The 18,938-nt window shown below is 35.1% G+C and carries 17 protein-coding genes; 13 read left to right on the top strand and 4 right to left on the bottom strand.

The window, feature by feature from the left end; translation table 11 throughout:
• Positions 1-101: 101 nt before the first annotated feature.
• Complete coding sequence (locus tag R2I74_RS06465) at positions 102-1,226, top strand: IS91 family transposase (protein ID WP_316352999.1); 1,125 nt, start codon at positions 102-104, stop codon at positions 1,224-1,226.
• 210 nt (positions 1,227-1,436) lie between these two features.
• Here the strand turns inward: R2I74_RS06465 and R2I74_RS06460 are convergent, their stop codons facing one another.
• Both R2I74_RS06460 and R2I74_RS06455 read right to left on the bottom strand, forming a co-directional pair.
• A complete protein-coding gene (locus tag R2I74_RS06460; protein WP_316354681.1) occupies positions 1,437-2,072 on the bottom strand; it encodes a sodium:solute symporter family transporter in 636 nt (211 codons plus the stop codon).
• A gap of 287 nt (positions 2,073-2,359) precedes the next feature.
• Positions 2,360-4,309, bottom strand: coding sequence for a lytic transglycosylase domain-containing protein (locus tag R2I74_RS06455; RefSeq protein WP_394355832.1), 1,950 nt, complete (start codon positions 4,307-4,309; stop codon positions 2,360-2,362).
• Between the two features lie 31 nt (positions 4,310-4,340).
• On the opposite strand from R2I74_RS06455, the gene fabD reads away from it, so the two are divergent.
• The 6 genes from fabD (at position 4,341) to R2I74_RS06425 (ending at position 10,222) form a co-directional block, all read left to right on the top strand.
• The gene (gene fabD / locus R2I74_RS06450) at positions 4,341-5,282 is read left to right on the top strand and encodes an ACP S-malonyltransferase (RefSeq protein ID WP_316354679.1); all 942 of its coding nucleotides are present in this window, start codon (positions 4,341-4,343) and stop codon (positions 5,280-5,282) included.
• A gap of 289 nt (positions 5,283-5,571) precedes the next feature.
• A complete protein-coding gene (gene hemF, locus R2I74_RS06445) occupies positions 5,572-6,408 on the top strand; it encodes an oxygen-dependent coproporphyrinogen oxidase (RefSeq protein ID WP_316354678.1) in 837 nt (278 codons plus the stop codon).
• 54 nt (positions 6,409-6,462) lie between these two features.
• Positions 6,463-7,794, top strand: a complete 1,332-nt coding sequence (locus R2I74_RS06440; protein WP_316354677.1) for an AmpG family muropeptide MFS transporter — start codon at positions 6,463-6,465, stop codon at positions 7,792-7,794.
• A gap of 167 nt (positions 7,795-7,961) precedes the next feature.
• On the top strand, positions 7,962-8,828 hold the full coding sequence (locus R2I74_RS06435; RefSeq protein ID WP_394355861.1) for a D-alanyl-D-alanine carboxypeptidase family protein: 867 nt from the start codon (positions 7,962-7,964) through the stop codon (positions 8,826-8,828).
• Between the two features lie 16 nt (positions 8,829-8,844).
• Positions 8,845-9,696 carry a DUF2608 domain-containing protein gene (locus tag R2I74_RS06430; protein WP_316354675.1) on the top strand — a complete coding sequence of 284 codons (852 nt, stop codon included), beginning with the start codon at positions 8,845-8,847 and terminating at the stop codon, positions 9,694-9,696.
• A gap of 313 nt (positions 9,697-10,009) precedes the next feature.
• A complete protein-coding gene (locus R2I74_RS06425) occupies positions 10,010-10,222 on the top strand; it encodes a cold-shock protein (protein WP_316354674.1) in 213 nt (70 codons plus the stop codon).
• 96 nt (positions 10,223-10,318) lie between these two features.
• On the opposite strand, the gene rimM is transcribed toward R2I74_RS06425, so the two are convergent.
• A complete protein-coding gene (gene rimM, locus R2I74_RS06420; RefSeq protein ID WP_316354673.1) occupies positions 10,319-10,828 on the bottom strand; it encodes a ribosome maturation factor RimM in 510 nt (169 codons plus the stop codon).
• Positions 10,818-11,468: a heme ABC exporter ATP-binding protein CcmA gene (ccmA, locus tag R2I74_RS06415; RefSeq protein ID WP_316355337.1), complete on the bottom strand. Its 651-nt coding sequence runs from the start codon at positions 11,466-11,468 to the stop codon at positions 10,818-10,820. Before ccmA ends, rimM begins: the two co-directional genes overlap by 11 nt.
• A 406-nt stretch (positions 11,469-11,874) precedes the next feature.
• On the opposite strand from ccmA, the gene acnA reads away from it, so the two are divergent.
• The 6 genes from acnA to fliN all read left to right on the top strand — a co-directional run bounded on the left by acnA (position 11,875) and on the right by fliN (position 18,871).
• Positions 11,875-14,535 carry an aconitate hydratase AcnA gene (gene acnA, locus R2I74_RS06410; protein ID WP_316354672.1) on the top strand — a complete coding sequence of 887 codons (2,661 nt, stop codon included), beginning with the start codon at positions 11,875-11,877 and terminating at the stop codon, positions 14,533-14,535.
• 233 nt (positions 14,536-14,768) lie between these two features.
• Positions 14,769-15,131 carry a hypothetical protein gene (locus tag R2I74_RS06405; RefSeq protein WP_316354671.1) on the top strand — a complete coding sequence of 121 codons (363 nt, stop codon included), beginning with the start codon at positions 14,769-14,771 and terminating at the stop codon, positions 15,129-15,131.
• 58 nt (positions 15,132-15,189) lie between these two features.
• Complete coding sequence (gene fliF, locus R2I74_RS06400; protein WP_316354669.1) at positions 15,190-16,833, top strand: flagellar basal-body MS-ring/collar protein FliF; 1,644 nt, start codon at positions 15,190-15,192, stop codon at positions 16,831-16,833.
• Between the two features lie 2 nt (positions 16,834-16,835).
• Positions 16,836-17,852, top strand: a complete 1,017-nt coding sequence (gene fliG / locus R2I74_RS06395) for a flagellar motor switch protein FliG (protein ID WP_316354668.1) — start codon at positions 16,836-16,838, stop codon at positions 17,850-17,852.
• 7 nt (positions 17,853-17,859) lie between these two features.
• Positions 17,860-18,576, top strand: coding sequence for a FliH/SctL family protein (locus tag R2I74_RS06390; protein WP_316354667.1), 717 nt, complete (start codon positions 17,860-17,862; stop codon positions 18,574-18,576).
• A 16-nt stretch (positions 18,577-18,592) separates the two neighbouring features.
• Complete coding sequence (gene fliN / locus R2I74_RS06385; protein ID WP_316354666.1) at positions 18,593-18,871, top strand: flagellar motor switch protein FliN; 279 nt, start codon at positions 18,593-18,595, stop codon at positions 18,869-18,871.
• Positions 18,872-18,938: the final 67 nt, after the last annotated feature.

Below are 18,938 nucleotides of genomic sequence, written 5' to 3'. Positions count from 1 at the left end.
TGCCAACTTCTGTTATCAAAGGTAATATGCAAGTCATTACAAATAATCAGAGTAAAAGATGGAAATAATCGGTAAAGGAATCTCTATAAAACATATTTTTCTTGATCGGGGTAATTGGCGTCGATTTCACTGAAAAATATAGCGAGCTGAGGTATGGTATTATCTTTAACGTTACTAAAGTTATATTGTGCGGAACGAAATATTTAGGATTTAAGAGTTATAGCTGCCCTACATGTGATCACGGTAAATCAGTAGTATTTAGTTGTAAAGGTAGATTTTGTTCTCGTTGCGGTAAGAAGCAAACAGATCAATGGATAAGTAAAGCTACCAATGTTCTACCAAAGACACGTTGGCAGCACATTACATTTACAATGCCCGACTCATTATGGCCAATATTTTGGCTTAATCGCAATCTGTTTGGATTAATTTCTGCTGTTGCCGCCGGAATTATTAAGGAAATAGCAACAAAGAAAAAGATTGTAGTCGCTATATTTACTGCCCTGCACACCTTCGGTAGAGATTTAAAACGTAATGTTCATATCCATTTATCGGTTACTTGCGGCGGTATAGATAGCAAGGGTAATTGGCGTAAATTATTTTTCCCTGCCGAGCCTATTAAAAAAATGTGGAGACATAGAATTCTTGAGTTATTTCGCTCAGAATACGCCTCAAGTAATTTGAAATTACCGTCGAAATATCAAAATGATGGCGATTTTAACAACTGGATGATCGGCCTATATGAAATCAGTTGGTATGTTTATTTGCAAAAACCATCAGACGATCATAAACGCAACATAAACTATTTAGGGCGATATATAAAACGACCTCCTATTTCTGAGGCAAGAATAGAGGAATATGATGGACTGCAAGTAACGTTTAGATTTCTTGACCACTACAATAACACGATTGATCACGTCACAATGCCTGTACTGCAGTTTATATCTAGCCTGATTATGCACATACCCGATCGTTATTTTCGAATAATAAGGTACTACGGCTTTTTATCTAACAGAACTAGAGGAATACAACTACCTATTGTATATAAGGCGATAAACCAAATTATACCTAAGAAAATCAAGTCATTGAACTGGAGATTAATGATTTGGTTAAACTTTAAAAAAGATCCGTTATCTTGTCCAAACTGTAATCAATTTATGAGCCTGAGACAGGTTTATTACGGTTTATCTCCACCCTTGTTATTAGTGAAGATCAATGAATTATTGTGAACGCCTCGGTGATATTCATATGGTGAACCGTTGCTTCACGCCACGTTAATATAATTTTAAAAAATTGGCCTATTTTGAGATAGATTTTAAGAGAAGATTTTTATACAAGTGTCAATAATTTCTAATATCACAATTTAACAACCAAATTTTTAAAGAAAATTTTAAAATTTTCAAAAAAATATTTTTGGTAAAATTTTTGAAATTCCTATACTATAAAATATCGTCCATACTGGCAACATCTTGCCAAATTATCAGCCCAATTATTGGAATTACTGTGCCAAAAGTAAAAAATTGCAGAATATCAGTAAAGGTTATTGATCTAACGCCACCAAAAGCCGAATATATTACTACCACCATACTACTAGCAAACATTGCCCAATTAGTTGATATATTTAGAAAATGACTGAATAATGATGAAGAAATTTTAAACTGTATTCCAATTAAACCGCTAATTGCCAATATCCCGGCTACTGCAGTTATTACCCTGACAGTCTTGCCATATAAAGATCCCATTGCCTCTGCTACCGAAACACTACCTAAAAACTCTCCCATTCGTGCAGATAAGAAAAAGCCAATAATAAAAAACGTTACTGAATAATCTATCAATATTGGAATTATAGAATAAATTCCATTGCTATAAGTTTTAGAAATTAAGAAAGAAAAAAAACCACCGCCAATCCATGTTGCAGTCAAGGTAGCAGAAATAGTGCCAGTAGAAAAATTTCTACCACCAAGAGAGTAATCTTCTATGGTTTTTACTCCTCTACCATGCCATAATCCTGCTATAAGGTTTACAGCTAAGAAGGCAAAAAAGATTACTATATCTATATCTATATTAAAATTCATAATTTAACTCTAGATTGATTATCTATTTAAAGTTATAATTGAGAGGATGAATTAATACAACATGAAATTTAAATATAAATGTAAATTATTTTAAAGCAGAAAATTGTGAGTGTTTACGGTATTTAGAAAAAATCGTCATAAATTTTGTTAAGAATAGAAGTAAGCCAGTCTTTATCAAGTACGCTCCTCCTCCTTACTCGGGCTGATTTCTGGATCAGCTCGTGATGACACACTTTAATGTGATATACTAACGTTCAAACTTAAAAACTTACAGAGAGCACTCACGCTCATTTTGCTAACAATACTAAATCTCGCCTTAGGTGCAATTTATTGTTCTTATTTAATATTGATCGATAAACCTGAACATTTTCTAGCACTCTCTGAACATAGTTTCTAGTCTCACCATAAGGTATCAGTTCAAGCCAATCTACTATTTGTTTAACGTTCTTCATTGTTCTTGGGTCGCCAAATAGGTCAATCCATCTTTTAGTACGATGACTACCTGCGTTATAAGAGGCAATCGCCAAAATATACGACCCTTTATGCTGCACCAATAAATCATTGAGATGATTCGTACCGAGCTTGATATTGTAATTAGGATCTTGAGTAAGTTTTGCTACATTACATTGAACACCAATGGACTTAGCTGTTTGACAAGCTGTAGCTTTCACCAGTTGCATTAGCCCCATGGCCTTAGCTGTACTCACTGCATATTGGTTAAAAACAGATTCTTGCCGAATAATTGCATAACTTAGTGCTGCTTCTATCGGCGTATTATTCAATTTATAAGGAGTGGGAAAGGCATAGTTCTTGATAAATATGTGGTTATGCACAGCAATCTTGGCAAATTCCACCATATAATAAGGGTTACTATCTACTTTGATAATATCTGCTGCTACTAGCAAAGCTTCTGCTGGGTGAGATACTTGCGCTACTGCAGCCTTGACATAAATATGCGCCAATTCTGGTTTACCATATTTGATTAATAACCTTGCAGCTCTAATAATATCATTATTCTTGATACTATGTTGATGATGAGATTCTATTTTTGGAGTAGACGGTAGCACTATTCTATGTTCTTTCAATTCAATTGCGGCTAGTTGCCCATAAAAAGTATATGGATATTTGGCAGAACTCCGATAAAGCTGTGTTGCTTTTTCATGATCACCCTTGGCTTCATGAGTTCTTGCCAACCAATAAGTCGCTCTTGATCTACTGATTGGAGTTTTTGCTACTTTATTAAACTTATTAAAGTGAGTTAGTGCTAACTCTGGCTTATGAGTGAAACGGAGTGCAATCCAGCCAGCTAACCACTCTGTTTCTCTGATATCCTCATCAACAATTGCAAAATGTTGTTTTACTATTTTATAAGCGTTAGCAAAATCTTTCTGTTCAAGAAATTCTCGAGCATAATATCGTTGTAGCTTAGACCATTGTACACTGTGATGGAAATCCTCAGGGATATGCTTGAATAATGAAATAATATAACTATCAGCTTGCTGCTTTTTCTTTGATTCCAGATAACGGTATAACAAACCGGAGGTATAATATTTAGTTGGAATCTTTTTAAATAATTGCTCACCACTATGAGCGTTATTGATTAGAGCTATCTGTGCAGCAAATGATTGTCGGTATCCTTCATTAACCATTGACATTATTCTTTTAGCCTCAGTGACATCAGATCGCCACAGCTGTTCGTCTATTCGACGCACATGATCCTCTTCACGTAAAAATTTGGCAAAATTTGTTAGATATTCTATCTCTTCATTGCGAGTGAAATCACCATAGACCCACCCATCTCTAATGATCAGTAATAATTTGGCTTGATCATTTAGTAGTTTTGCACTGGCCTTAGCATAAAATTTATAGCCATTCCCAGTCTTTGGTTTATTATGCCCAAACCAATCAACTATAGTTTTTTGATCAGTATCGTCATTTAAATAGCTCTCTGCCCTTTCTGCTAATTTCACAATTTGTGGCCATTGTGGATTTTGTTTGATAAATTTTATCACTTCCTCAAAATTGTTAGCTTTATATTTCGAATCCAGGAATTTTTGTGACAACACCACTTTAAGCAATGCTTGATCATCAGCTTGACGTACAAGCTTCTCCGCATCCAACCATTTTCCATCATTAAGGTATGCAAAAACCATAGCAGAATTCTCAACTGCTAAAGCTTGGGTTCTTAATAATTGCAAAATTATTAAAATAATTGACAATCCTAATTTAAATCGCATAATCACTGTTGCATTTATGTATTGTAGGCTTATGAATAGAGCATTTATTTTTCCTGGTCAAGGTTCTCAAGTGATCGGCATGGGCAAAGATTTTTACGATAAGTTTCAAGCAGCAAGAACTACCTTTCAGTCCATTGATGATAGCTTAAATTACAAATTAAGTAATGTCATTTTTAATGGTTCAGACGAAGAATTAACTTTAACTCAAAATACTCAACCAGCTCTGATGGCGGTATCAATGGCAATAATTAATACGCTAAAGGATCAAACTCGCACTAATATTGCTAGTTTATGCCAATATGTTGCTGGCCATTCTCTTGGCGAGTATAGCGCTCTTTGTGCCGCTGAAAGTATTAGCTTGATTGATACCGCTAAATTATTGCGCCGGCGTGGTGAGGCCATGCAGAGTGCTTGCGCTGTTGGGATAGGTGCAATGGCAGCTTGTATTGGTATCGATATTACCACTCTTGAGCAAATTATTAATGATTATGCTGGAGCTGAGGTTTGTCAAATTGCTAATGATAATATTTTGGGGCAAATAGTAATAAGTGGCCATAATGCTAATGTTGAGAGAGTAATCGCAATCTTGAAAGATCTTGGTTACAAGGCAATAAAATTAAAAGTTAGCGCCCCATTTCATTGCGATTTGATGCAACCAGCGACGCAAGAAATGGCACAAGCATTGTCGGAAGTAACTGTTGATAAACCGATAGTGCCGATAATTACTAATGTAGCAGCCACTCCAACTAGCAATCCGGTGGTAATAAAACAAAATTTAATCACCCAAATATGTGGACGAGTCAGATGGCGTGAAACAATTGATCAATTAGTGCAAGCCGAGATTGAGGAAATTGTTGAAATAGGAAGTGGCAAAATATTAACTGGGATGATCAAAAGAACCAATCATAAACTACGCACTATTAATATAAGTACAGTAGCGGAATTCGATAAATTTATAGATTCTATTCGATAATCAGTAATGGATGTTAAGCAACGACACATACGTCATCGTGAACGGAGCAAAGCGTAGTGTGGCGATCCAGGAAGATCCTAAAATATTATCTGGATTGCTTCGACCACTAACGTGGTCTCGCAATGACGAGTTAGTAAGTCATATATACTGCTCAATACCTGCGAATTGGATTCTAAAATGAGGAGCGAGCTTTGGTACGTAGATCACTAGTTGAGGTGAGGAGCGGAGCTTCCGAAATTTTAGAATCCAATTCGCAGGTATTGAGCAGTATACAACATAAGTAGAAATCATGAACAATAATCAATCAACTACATCTTTGTGGTTTCGTAATTTACGCAATGATATTATTGCAGCGTTTGAAGCTATTGAGCTTGAATACAGCAAAGAACACAATACCGTAGCTTCTACCTTTGAGCGAAAATTGTGGAACAGACCTGGCGGTGGCGGTGGTGAAATCTCAATTATGCATGGTAATGTTTTTGAGAAAGTAGGAGTTAATATTTCTACTGTACATGGAGTGTTATCACCAGAATTAAGCCAACATATTCCAGGAGCTTTGGAAGCACCACAATTTTTTGCTACTGGTATTTCCATAGTAGCGCATATGTGCTCTCCTTTAGTACCAGCGGTACATTTTAATACGCGTTATCTTGAGACTAGTAAAACATGGTTTGGTGGTGGTAGCGATTTAACTCCAATGTACCCCGATGAGTTTGAAACCACAAAATTTCATGATGCTCTTAAAACTGCCTGCAATCAACATGATTCTACTTATTATCCACGATTTAAAGAGGAATGTGATCAATATTTTTATTTAAAACATCGTCAGGAATCACGTGGTGTTGGTGGTATATTTTATGATTATTTAAATAGCGGTGATTTTAACAATGATTTTGCTTTTACCGTTGATATTGGCAAAGCTTTTTTAACAATATACCCAGAGATTGTGCGTCATAAAATGTGGTTACCTTGGAGCAAAGAACAAAGAGATTACCAATTGATTCGCCGTGGTCGTTATGTTGAATTCAACTTGCTATACGATCGTGGTACTAAATTTGGTTTAATGACTGATGGTAATATCGAAGCTATATTGATGTCTATGCCACCAGAAGTGCGTTGGCCCTAAGATATATTCAGTAAAGTCTACAAAGCATAAATATCATCATTATTTTATCAAAATATGAAAAATCTAACTTTATTTAAAATACTCAGCGAGTATCGATTATTTGAAATATTTATTCTAGGCATCATTAGTGGTATGCCATTAGCCATTATCGGTACTACAATAGTCACTTGGCTTACAGAATCAGATGTGACTCTTGAAATTATCACTACTTTTGCGATAGCACGACTACCATATTCTTTAAAACCGCTATGGTCACCGATAATCGATTATTGCAGCATTCCTTTTTTGAGTAAATTTGGTCGACGAGCAAGTTGGATGATCTGCTGTTCTATGTTAATTGCAGGTATATTATATAGTATGAGTATATTATCACCTAATGCTGATCTGCCATTATTATATATTCTCACTATCTGCCTTGGTACTTTGTCAGCAACATTTGATATTAGTTTCGATGCTTTTCGTATCGAAAAATTGGAACAAAAAATGCAAGGTGTCGGCGCTGCTTGTGCTGTGTTTGGCTATAGGATAGGCTTGCTAGTAACCGGTGGTGGTGCACTATATTTAGCTCATATTACTAATAGCTGGCCGGAGACACTGTTATGGATCGCTGGTATTTTTGTGCTCTCTACAACATTTATTTTTTTTGTTGATGAAGCAAATGAAGGGGTAGATATACGAAGGTCAAAATCAGAAATTGCTAGAAGTCATGGAGCTGAGGAGCACAGCGTACTTTATGTACGTGAGCACCGCAAGATCCAAATGACGACACCGCAATTCTTGATTTTTACCGAGTATACCAGACCATTTATGGATTTCTTAAACAGAGAAGGCGCTATTGCTATCTTATTAGCGGTAATTTTCTTTAAACTTGGAGATGCAATGTTGGGTGTGGTGAGTATGCCTTTCTATTTAGAGCTTGGATTCTCTAAACAGCAGATTGCTATTGCGGTTAAAGTATATGGGTTTATCGCGACTATCCTGGGCACTTATGCTGGTGGATTAATAATATATAAAATTGGCTATTTTAAAGGGCTGATAATTTCTGGTATTGTACAAAGTATCACGCATTTAGCTTTTGTGTGGTTAAACCACCAAGGAACTGATTTTAGTGCGTTATTTATTGCAATTTCAATAGAAAATTTTGCTGGTGGGATGGGCTCAAGCGCCTTAGTGGCTTATTTGAGCATATTATGTAATAAAAAATATTCTGCTACGCAATATGCGTTATTTAGTAGCGCCGCTAGTTTGTTTAACAATACCGTTACTATCTATGGTGGAACTTTGGTACGCCAATTAGGATGGGATTATTACTTTATTTTTACCATTATTTTAGCAATCCCGGCTATTTTGCTATTAGTGTATTTACAGAGAAAATATAATAATTAGAGATCTTCGCTGAATCTAATTTTGTTGTTTTATAGTCAAAATTATTATATAAATTTTTGTGCTCTTCATTAAATATTTATATTTAACCCCATATTCTGCTTTACTAGAATTAGTTCTTCGCTTTAAGGTTATATATGTCTAGAAATACCTCATCCACTATCTGCATTATGCTAGTCCTGATCTGCGGCCTGATCATTCACGGTAATTCATTTGCACATAAGGCAGTAGCTGCTAGTGACCCTACCAAGTCCAGTTTAGTTGTTGATATGAAGACTGGTAAAATATTGCATGCTCAAAATGCAAAAGCTAAAGTTAATCCAGCTTCACTAGCAAAGGTTATGACTTTATATTTAATATTTGAGTCTATAGAGTCCGGTAAACTATCCTTAACACAGAAATTATACGTATCTAAACATGCTGAACAGATGCAGCCTTCTAAACTTGGCTTAAAGGCAGGAGAATATATTACAGTACGTGATGTGATTATGGCTCTTATAGTAAAATCAGCTAATGATGCAGCATCAGTCGCTGCTGAAAATATCTCTGGTTCAGAAGCAAAATTTGCACGAGTGATGAACAGACGCGCTAAACAGCTTGGTATGCATGATACCAATTTTACTAATGCTTCAGGATGGCATGATCCAGCGCAAAAAACTACTGCGGTAGATCTGGCTAAATTAGCAATCGCTGTAAAACGAGACTTTCCAAGATTTTATCATTTATTCTCAAAAACAAGTTTTAGTTTCCGTGGGCAAGTTATTTCAGGGCATAACCATGTTACTGCAAATTACCAGTGGTCTGAGGGATTAAAGACTGGTTACACAAGACCAGCAGGGTTTAATTTAATCACTACAGCTTCAAGAAATAATAAGGCTATCGTTGGAGTAATTACTGGTGGTAAAAGTGCTACTATTAGGGATAAACAAATGGTATCATTGCTTGATCAACATTTAGGTGTCATCAAGACCAAAAATAAAAAATCAACAACTGTTCCTTCTAACTCAAAATCATATAAAAAATTAGTTAGAAGTTAAGTCATAACAAATCACTATGATATATTTTATACAATGCATATTTATACTATATTTAACTAGCTTATCGGCTTATGCTGCAATACCTGCCACCTATTCTTTAAACTCTGATGTTGCTCAGAATATAATAAATACTATTGATTCAACTACTATAGTACTGATAAATATAGATAAGACTATCGTTGCCCCAAAATCAAAAATGTTTCGATACTCTAATAATCCTTACAGAACTTTTATCCAGGATCTTACCGTCCAGGCTAAAAATATGCCTGTATTCAACAAAACATTATTAGCGTTTCTACAGCGCAGACAGATTATACTGGTTGAACCAGAATGGCCTAGTTTTATAGAAAAATTAAAAAGTACTGGAGCTTTAGTATTAGGATTATATCAAACTATGATTATGGAACATGAGTTAATTAAGGATTCACAAGAATGGCATTATCAAGAACTTAAGTATTTTGGAGTAAATTTTACTGATAAAATTAATGGTAAGGAGTTAATTACTCTAGGCTCTAAAAGAGATAATAGTTTGTTTTATAAAGGTATACTATTTACCGGTACTCTCAGCAAAAATGGCGCTTTAATTGAGTTCATGAAAGTTAGTAACATAATGCCACGTAAGATAGTAGCTTTTGATCCAAGAATAGATGATCTCAAACGAACAGAATATGCTCTTAGGGTATTTGACATAGAATATTACCCCATACAATATCTTGCAGAACGGGAAATCGCAGGTATACCTAACAGCGATGTAGTGAAATTACAACAAAATAATCTGATCGCCAATAATCAGTGGTTAGAAGACGATGAGGCTGAACAATTATTATTACAACAACAAGCTGAAGCCAATTCAATTGCAAAAGAGTAATATAAAAAATGAAGTGAAGCTTTTGGTTCGTAGAAACTACTTGAGCACTTTGATCCTAAAATTTTTTGTAATTAATCTGTAAAAAGTGATTTGGTATAAGCAGAAATGCCCAAAGAAAAACGTTGTGGTTGCTATTAAAACAATATAGAGTACAGCCGCTATGAATTGAATATTATTTAATACTTTAAGCTTTTATTTTTTACAGATCTTCATCTCAGTTTGTTTTAGCTAATTTTCTTTAGTATTTCCATATATTTTTCTGTAGTTAGAGCGCTACTTAAAATCATTTATTTATTAATTTTAGGAATTTTGTATGTATCAAGGAACAGTAAAATGGTTTGACGCCAACAAAGGATATGGATTTATTGCGCCGGAGGACGGTAGTAGTGATGTATTTATTCATGCAGAGGCTCTAGATAAAGCCGGTATAAGATACTTAGGCGAAGGAGATAAAATAAGCTATGAGATAGCTAGAAACAAAGGAAGAACTGCTGCTGCTAATGTGAAAGTATTAAAAACATCATAAAATGAGGGTGTTTAATAAATTAAATAGTGAACATTTTTAGTAAGTTCACTATTTAACTTACAACAACGCTTAAACTTAGGCTCTGTGAAGCAACAATTACGAGAAATTAGGCATAATTATCATGATATATCTATCTGTAATTTCTGGAAAAATTTCTTTTATAAAAGGAAATAGTTGGTTGCTACCATCAAGAAATTCTATTTCAATTAGATCACCGGCACCAAAATTAAAGAAATTTTTAACCATACCCATCGGCTTTAAATTTTGATCGATTACGGTTAATTCTTTTAAATACTCAATATAAAACTCATCTTTGTCTTTGATTGCTGGTAAATTGTCTTTTAAACAAAAGATCTCGTGGCCAATTAGTTTTTCTGCTGCAGTTCGATCATCAATATCTTTAATACTACAAATTAATCGATGTTTTGTGGTGATACTACAAAGCTTTAAGTGCAGATCAATGCCGGTTGCACTCAATAATGGTAATTTAACTATATTAGCAATTGGTTCAGTGAATGATTGTATCAGTACATGGCCTTTGAGTCCATGTGCTGATGATATCTTACCTACTAGAATTGATTTCGCAAGAGGTTTATTATGAGTCATTTTCAATCGCTGATTGTTCATCTAAGTTAAGAATTTGTGCAGTTTTAATTGATTCTCCATGCGAGGCATTCATGATAATACCACCGTTATTAGCTTTTAAAGCGATTAAATTATGTAATAATTCTTTGTTTTGTTGATCAAGATTTGATTCTACCTCATCTAACAACCACAAACTGGCTTGACATGAAAGCAGTTTGGATAATGCTACTTTCTGTTGATTGCCTCTGGAAAGCTCATAGCATTTTGTACTTAATATGTACTGTAAATTAAAGTAATAGATTGAAGCTTCAAATGTTTCTGGAGAATTATAAATTTCAGACCAAAATTTTAAATTCTCAAATACTGTCAATTCAGATTTTAAACCAAGGCGGTGTCCTATATAAACACAATATGGTTTTTCATGGTTTTGTGATAACAGCCTCTGCTCTTCTGCTCTCTTTGGTACACCAAAATAAACAAATCCATTGGTTGGCTTTTGAATACCGGCTATAATTTTAAGTAAGGAGCTTTTGCCACCACCATTTTTGCCTTTGATATGCACAATCGCAGAAGGGAAGAAAGATATACTTAAAGAATTCAAAAGATCTTGCCCCAAAACCTGAAAAGATAACTGATAAAATGATAGTATTTTATGCGACATTAATAAAATCTTAATCTTATATTTAGTAAAATCTTCTTTCAAAGATTTATTTAAAGAGCCTGTTTTGAAAGTTAGATATTAAGAGAGGGATTTTTTGAGAGTGTTCAATGAACCATACGCGTCAAGTAGGGAAAAAGAGATGACACACACAAACCGTCATTGCGAGACGAAGTCGAAGCAATACAGTAAAAATAATTATAACTGGATTGCCACGGGAGCGAAGCTCCCTCGCAATAAAGGTGTGGGTGCTCAAGTAAGACGGTTCACATCGTCTCTTTTCCTTAACTTGACAAGTTCATTGAACACTCTCAATTTTCAGACTTAGATGCACTTTCAAGACAGGTTCTAAGATAAGGCAAAATAAATAAATATACAATATTTCATATAACATACAGAGGAGAAGCTGATGTCTAGTCCTTATAATCCAAAATACGCCATAAAAATAGACATAGATGGTCACACATATGTTATGTGTGACGTAAAAAAAGCAGCAAGCGACATAGGTCTTGAAGTTAATAAATTACCTTACTCATTACGAGTTTTATTTGAAAATGTAATACGAACTAATCAAGACCCACAATCATTACTGGCGTTTAGGGAATGGCTGAAACAAAAAAAATCAGATGCAGAGGTGGCATTTATGCCAGCCAGAGTATTAATGCAGGATTTTACTGGCGTTCCAGCGGTAGTAGATCTTGCTGCCATGCGTGACGCTGTCAAGAAACTACAAAAAGATCCGTTAACAATTAATCCATTAATACCGGTAGATCTAGTAATTGATCACTCAGTGCAAGTAGATTATTCAGGATCTGCTGATGCTTTTAAGAAAAATGTCGAACTAGAAATGCAACGCAATTTGGAACGTTATGAATTTCTGAAATGGGGGCAACAAACATTTGATAATTTTAGAGTGGTACCTCCGGGCACTGGTATTTGTCATCAGGTTAATTTGGAATATTTAGCGCAAGTAGTGTGGACTCAAAAATACAATAATGAAACCTTAGCTTATCCTGATACTGTGGTTGGTACTGATAGCCATACCACGATGGTTAATGGCTTGTCGGTTCTTGGTTGGGGTGTAGGTGGTATCGAAGCTGAAGCAGCAATGTTGGGCCGAGCCTTACCAATGATTCTACCGGAAGTAGTGGGAGTAAAATTAACTGGAGAATTAAGAGGTAATAGTACTGCCACTGATCTAGTATTAACAGTAACACAAATGCTAAGAAAGAAGGGCGTAGTCGGCAAATTTGTTGAATTCTTTGGCCCAGGTCTTGATGCTTTAAGTTTAGCAGATAGAGTTACGATTGCGAATATGGCACCTGAGTACGGAGCGACCTGTGGCTTCTTTCCAATTGATAATGAAACAATCAAGTACCTACATTTGACAGCACGTGACCCTCAACAAATTAAACTAGTAATCGAATATGCAAAAGCTAATTTATTATGGCGTGATGCTAATGATGACCCAGAATATACTGATGTTTTAGCTCTTGATTTATCTACTCTGGAAACCTCATTAGCTGGGCCTAAGCGTCCTCAAGATCGAGTAAGCCTTAGCAACATCACTAGTAATTTTAAAACAGAGCTACCTTCTTTAGCCAAAGGTGATCAAGATATTACCAAGAAATACCAAGTGGCTGGTAAAGATTTTAGTTTAGGGCATGGTGATGTAGTAATTGCAGCGATCACCAGTTGCACTAACACTTCTAATCCTTCAGTAATGGTTGCCGCCGGATTATTAGCTAAAAAGGCCTGCAATTTAGGTTTAATATCAAAACCATGGGTTAAAACATCTCTGGCTCCAGGATCTCAAATTGTTACTGAATATCTTGCTGCTGGTGGGTTAGATCAATATTTAAATAAATTGGGTTTTAATTTAGTTGGCTATGGTTGTACTACTTGTATCGGTAATTCTGGCCCATTAGCTGTTGAAATAGATAATACTATTAGTAATAATCAGCTAGTTGCAGCTTCAGTATTATCTGGTAACAGAAATTTTGAAGGTAGAGTGCATGCTTCTGTGCGCGCTAATTATCTTGCATCACCACCTTTAGTGGTAGCATATGCTATAGCCGGTAGTATCAATCTTAATTTACAGACTCAGGCTCTTGCTAAAGACCGTAATGGTTATGATGTTTATTTGAAAGATTTATGGCCAACTCAGCAGGAGATTAAGGAATATATTAATCAATCTTTGTCTTCAGCAATCTTTAAAGCTAAATATAGTCAGGTATTTACCGGGGATCAATATTGGCAAAGTCTAAAAATAGCAAAAAGCAGTACTTATAATTGGGATAAAAATAGCACATACATCAATCACCCACCTTATTTTGAGAATATTGAAAAAGCTACGTTAAGTCTTAGTAACATTAAATCTGCAAGAATACTGGCAATCTTTGGAGACTCAATTACCACTGATCACATATCGCCAGCTGGTAATATTAATAAAGCGAGTCCAGCGGCAAAATATTTAATGGATCATGGCGTTATGCAAAATGATTTCAATTCTTATGGTGCGCGGCGTGGTAATCATGAAGTAATGATGCGTGGAACCTTTGCTAATGGCCGTATAAAAAATGAAATGTGCCCTGGAATAGAAGGTGGAGTGACTATCAATCAATTAACTCAGCAACAGATGAGCATATATGATGCTGCTATGGATTATAAACTACGTTCAATACCGCTTGTGGTTATAGCTGGAGCAGAATATGGTACCGGCTCTTCCAGAGATTGGGCTGCTAAGGGAACTAGTTTACTTGGGGTGAAAGCAGTTATTGCTGAAAGTTTTGAGCGCATCCATAGATCGAATTTGGCGGGCATGGGAGTGTTACCAATAGTTTTTGCCAATGGTTTAACTAGAAAAGACTGTAAGCTTACTGGTTCAGAAGAAATAGAAATTAATGGCTTAAAAGATTCCATTGAACCTTACCAACGTTTACAATGTGTAATTAAAAGGCAAGATGGTGTCCAAGATACCATAGAAGTAATTTTACAAGTTTTTACTGATAGTGAAATAGAATATATCAGGCAGGGTAGTGTTATGCACACTGTGGTATATACTAGGTGAAAATTGAGAATTGCGTCGCGTCACTAGAGATCTGCGGTGCTCACGTACTAAAGACTGCTTGCGCTCCTCGACTCTGTGACTTCTAGCACTTCTTCAATTTGACCTTCGTCTATACACTAAAACTGCTTTCAAAAATTGTTTTTTGAAAGCAGTTAAATGAGAGTGTTCAATGAACTGTGTCAATTAATCGTGGTATGAGATATTTGTTGTAAGATCATATAAGCTAAAATAAAATGAATGATGAAATTAAACAGTACTTGCAGCCAGGGAAAAAAAATCTTATCATCATCTACGTTTTTTATTTATGTGGAAGTGTGGCACCATTATTGCCTATAATCGGGGTAATTGTGTCCTATTACAATCGTAATAACACAAAAGATGGTATTTTTATTAGTCACTACTCATTTATAGTAAGAACATTTGCTATATGGGTAGTAAGTACTGTAATATCGATGACGATAAATGCTACCTCGTTTTTGCATGTAGTGCTAAATATATGTATTTTAGTATGGTTAATACTTAGAGTAACCATGGGGTTGCGATATTTAATCGAGGATGTAGCGCATCCAAATCCTATAACTTACTGGATAAAGTAGTTTTATTTTTTAGAGTAAGTTTTTATCCAACATTAATTTGAATTGAGAGCTGTTATTGATGCCAGTTATAATTCAATTTTTTAAAGACATGAGTCATGTGCGGCTTGCGGCTATTTGCTTAGGCATACTAACTTTTGTCTTATTATTTGTAGTGTATATCTCAAAAATCTCTGGTAAGGATATGGCTTTGCTGTATTCAGAATTAGAAGCAGAAGATAGCGGTAAAATTGTACAAGAGCTTGAGAGTAAAAACGTACCATATCAGCTGTTAGATGATGGCCGTACTATCAAAGTGCCTAGAGATCAAGTAGTAAAAGCTAGAGTAAATTTAGCTCAAGCAGGGATACCTAATAAAGGTTCAATAGTTGGTTACGAAATTTTTGACAAGGAAGATAGTATTGGTACTACTAATTTCTCACAAAATGTTAAGATGGTTAGGGCGCTTGAGGGAGAAATTGCTAGAACTATTTCTTCTTTCGAGCAAGTGGATAAAGTCAGGGTGCATTTAGTATTGCCTCAGAAAGAGATTTTCTCTAAAGAGCGTTTAGATCCTCGTGCTTCTGTAATAATTCGCTTTAAAAGCAAAAAAATCTTTAATAAAGCTGAGGTAGATGCCGTAAGTCACCTTATAGTCACTGCTGTACCAGGTTTAGATATTAAAAATGTGACAATTGTAGATACCTATGGTAAATCTCTCAAGCTCGGTGCTCAAGATGAAGAAACAGAATTTTCTGGAGCTCGTGGTGAAGAATATCGTGTCGCCTATGAAAATAGATTGAAAAAGGTTATAGAAGATTTATTGGAACAATCATTGGGTGTCGGTAAAGCTAAAGCACAGATAGCAGTAGAAATGAATTTCGATCGCACAGTTATTAATACAGAATCATATGATCCTGATAGTGCGGTAGTACGTTCAGTGCAAACTATGGATGAACGAGAAAGTACTCCTGTAGGTGGTGAAGATAATGTTGATATCTCAGTAGCAAATAATATACCTGGTGGTGGGGCTGGGGGGGCGCAAAATCCAAATCTTGCTACTACCGAAAAGAGCGATCAAACTACCAATTATGAAATATCTAGAACTGTTAAAAACCAAATCAGTGAAAGCGGGGTTGTCACTAAATTATCTATTGGAGTACTGGTGGATGGTACTTACAAACCTAATGCTGAAACTCAAGCAACAGACTATATTCCAAGAAGTAATGCCGAGATTGATAAAATTACTAATTTAGTAAAGGTGGCAGTTGGTTTTGATCCAGAACGTAAAGATAAAATTGAAGTTATTAATATGCAATTTAATAACGATCTTAATCTATTCAACGCAGATGAGGGATCTCATTGGTTAAAAGACGAGCTACCTAATCTATTCCAAACTTTAGTGTTTGCTGTTGTAGTAGTATTGATTTTAGTAACAGTAATTAGACCTATTACTTTAAAAGCATTTGAAGTAAAGCGTGCTAATGATAATTTACTAACGGGTCTCGGAATGTCTGGAGATATGGCTATGCCTTCCTTTGATGGTGGTGGCGGTAGTGGCGGTATGCCTGGAGGTAGTGGTAGTGAGGCGTATGAACCTGGGAAGGTTGGTGAACGAACTTCCTTGAAATCTGAAGCTAATACGCAACGTGTTAATGAGCTTGTGGTATTTTATCCACAAGAAATGCTGAATGTCTTAAGAAAATGGTTGGATGAAGGGAAATAACTATGAGTATTGCTGCTAAAGATATTTTTAGATTAACCGGAGCTCAAAAGGTAGCGATAGTACTTTTGTCGATGTCAGAAGAAAATGCTACCAAGATATTTTCTTTAATGACTGAAGAAGAAATTAAAGAAATATCTCATGCAATGTCACGTTTAGGTTCTATTAATCCAGAAGTGGTAGATAAATTATTGGGACAGTTGCATACTGATTTAACAGAGAGTGCTATATTTTTAGGCAATTTACATACTACAGAAAGATTGTTAGAAAAAGTCCTCGATAAAGACCATGTTCAATCATTAATGGATGAGATACGTGGTCCACAAGGTAGAAATACTTGGGAAAAATTGGGGAATGTTAGTGAAGAAATGTTAGCATTATATTTCCGTAATGAACATCCGCAAACGGCAGCTTTAGTATTGTCAAAATTAGCGCCTGAACAAGCAGCAAAAGTGCTTAGTCACCTGCCTGATAGCTTTGCTTTTGAGGTTATTACCAGAATATTAAATATTGGAAATGTAAAAACTGAGATTTTAGAAAAAGTTGAAAAAATATTACGGGTTGAGTTTATTAGTAGCATAGGCAAAACGCAAGAATATGATAGTTTTGAAATGATAGCCGAAATATTTAATAGTTTAGACCGTAATAGTGAAAGTAAGTATATGGCTATGCTTGAATCTAGTTCGCCTGAAGCTGCCATTCGTATTAAAGATTTAATGTTTACTTTTGAAGACTTAGTCAAAATTGATGCAAAAGGAATACAAAAATTATTACGTAACGTTGAAAAATCAAGATTAACTATAGCGTTAAAAGGTGCGGGAGAAGCTTTACAAAAGGTTATATTTGCCAGTATGTCGCAACGGGCAGCAAAAATCATATTAGAAGAATTAGAGGCTATTGGCCCTATCAGGGTAAGAGAAGTAGATTTAGCCCGTACTGAGATCGTGAATATAGCAAAGGCACTTATTAATAATGGTGAAATAGATGTTGTCGTTGATAGTAAAGATGAATTTATAACATAGTAGTATTATGCATAAATATAGCAAATTTGTTTTTCGAGAGTTACCTAAAACTGCGGTGGTAAATGTTAGCGATAGTGCTGTTGATTCTAATCAAGAAGAATTGATCAATAACGTTGTTACTCAGCATTTACATACTATTATCAATACAGAGGATGGGGTAATTGATTCCTTCGCAGATCAAGAGCAACATGATACATTTTCAATTGATACTGAACAAATAAAATTGGAAGGCTATAATAAAGGTTTTGAAGAGGCGAAAATCCAATATGAATCCATAATTGATGACTTAAAGACTGATAATAATTTTCTTGAGCTTATACAACAGCAATTATTAACAATTGTGCCATCTGCTAGTATTGATACACAAATAGCAACAATATCAGTTCATATTCTTAATGAGATTGCTAAAAAATTACATGTAATTTTACCGGTAAATTTTGAGCAAATAGTGCATACAGAGCTATTAAGCAGTATCAAAAAGTTTTATAAGGAAGGGCAGATTAAGTTAACGATACACTCAACTAGACAGGAATATTGTGCTAATGTTTTGCGTTTAGATAATTTACCAGATAAACTAAAAGAGAATATACAAATAGTTGCTGATGATACTATGGGTATCAACGATTGCAAAGTTGAATGGTCTAATACTTGCCTAGAATATAATCAAGCACAACTTGATGAAGAAATTACAAAAATATTAGCTCAGCTAAAGAGTACAGTATAATAACATAGGAAAAAATATGACAAAAGATAATAATAATGGCGATCAAGAACTAACACTAGAAGCGTTATATGATGTACCAGTGCAAGTTTCAGTAGTACTCGGAAGAACTACAATGCAGCTTAGTCATATATTGAAACTTGGTCGCGGAGCTGTAATAGAGCTTGAACGTGGTGTAGGGGAACCAATTGATGTCTATGTAAATAATAAAATTGTTGCCAAGGGCGAAATAGTAGTAGTAGATAGTAAAATCGGGGTAACTTTGACAGAGGTAGTCGTAAGCGATAAGGAAAGATAAAACTCTAGTTTGGCAGTATATTAAAAAAAGTGAATAGTCTGCGTTACCTACTTTTCTATATTAAAAA

The sequence above is a fragment of the Candidatus Trichorickettsia mobilis genome (assembly GCF_963422225.1).
Classification (GTDB): Bacteria; Pseudomonadota; Alphaproteobacteria; order Rickettsiales; family Rickettsiaceae; genus Trichorickettsia; species Trichorickettsia mobilis_B.
Note: the sequence above shows the minus strand (reverse complement) of the source record. Positions and strands in the feature narration are given on the sequence as shown.

What these genes read in the sequence shown, in the direction of transcription:
- R2I74_RS06460 (WP_316354681.1), bottom strand. Translation starts at nt 2,072, where the DNA reads ATGAATTTTAATATAGATATAGATATAGTAATCTTTTTTGCCTTCTTA.
- R2I74_RS06455 (WP_394355832.1), bottom strand. Translation starts at nt 4,309, where the DNA reads ATGCGATTTAAATTAGGATTGTCAATTATTTTAATAATTTTGCAATTA.
- fabD (WP_316354679.1), top strand. Translation starts at nt 4,341, where the DNA reads ATGAATAGAGCATTTATTTTTCCTGGTCAAGGTTCTCAAGTGATCGGC.
- hemF (WP_316354678.1), top strand. Translation starts at nt 5,572, where the DNA reads ATGAACAATAATCAATCAACTACATCTTTGTGGTTTCGTAATTTACGC.
- R2I74_RS06440 (WP_316354677.1), top strand. Translation starts at nt 6,463, where the DNA reads ATGAAAAATCTAACTTTATTTAAAATACTCAGCGAGTATCGATTATTT.
- R2I74_RS06435 (WP_394355861.1), top strand. Translation starts at nt 7,962, where the DNA reads ATGCTAGTCCTGATCTGCGGCCTGATCATTCACGGTAATTCATTTGCA.
- R2I74_RS06430 (WP_316354675.1), top strand. Translation starts at nt 8,845, where the DNA reads ATGATATATTTTATACAATGCATATTTATACTATATTTAACTAGCTTA.
- R2I74_RS06425 (WP_316354674.1), top strand. Translation starts at nt 10,010, where the DNA reads ATGTATCAAGGAACAGTAAAATGGTTTGACGCCAACAAAGGATATGGA.
- rimM (WP_316354673.1), bottom strand. Translation starts at nt 10,828, where the DNA reads ATGACTCATAATAAACCTCTTGCGAAATCAATTCTAGTAGGTAAGATA.
- ccmA (WP_316355337.1), bottom strand. Translation starts at nt 11,468, where the DNA reads ATGTCGCATAAAATACTATCATTTTATCAGTTATCTTTTCAGGTTTTG.
- acnA (WP_316354672.1), top strand. Translation starts at nt 11,875, where the DNA reads ATGTCTAGTCCTTATAATCCAAAATACGCCATAAAAATAGACATAGAT.
- R2I74_RS06405 (WP_316354671.1), top strand. Translation starts at nt 14,769, where the DNA reads ATGAATGATGAAATTAAACAGTACTTGCAGCCAGGGAAAAAAAATCTT.
- fliF (WP_316354669.1), top strand. Translation starts at nt 15,190, where the DNA reads ATGCCAGTTATAATTCAATTTTTTAAAGACATGAGTCATGTGCGGCTT.
- fliG (WP_316354668.1), top strand. Translation starts at nt 16,836, where the DNA reads ATGAGTATTGCTGCTAAAGATATTTTTAGATTAACCGGAGCTCAAAAG.
- R2I74_RS06390 (WP_316354667.1), top strand. Translation starts at nt 17,860, where the DNA reads ATGCATAAATATAGCAAATTTGTTTTTCGAGAGTTACCTAAAACTGCG.
- fliN (WP_316354666.1), top strand. Translation starts at nt 18,593, where the DNA reads ATGACAAAAGATAATAATAATGGCGATCAAGAACTAACACTAGAAGCG.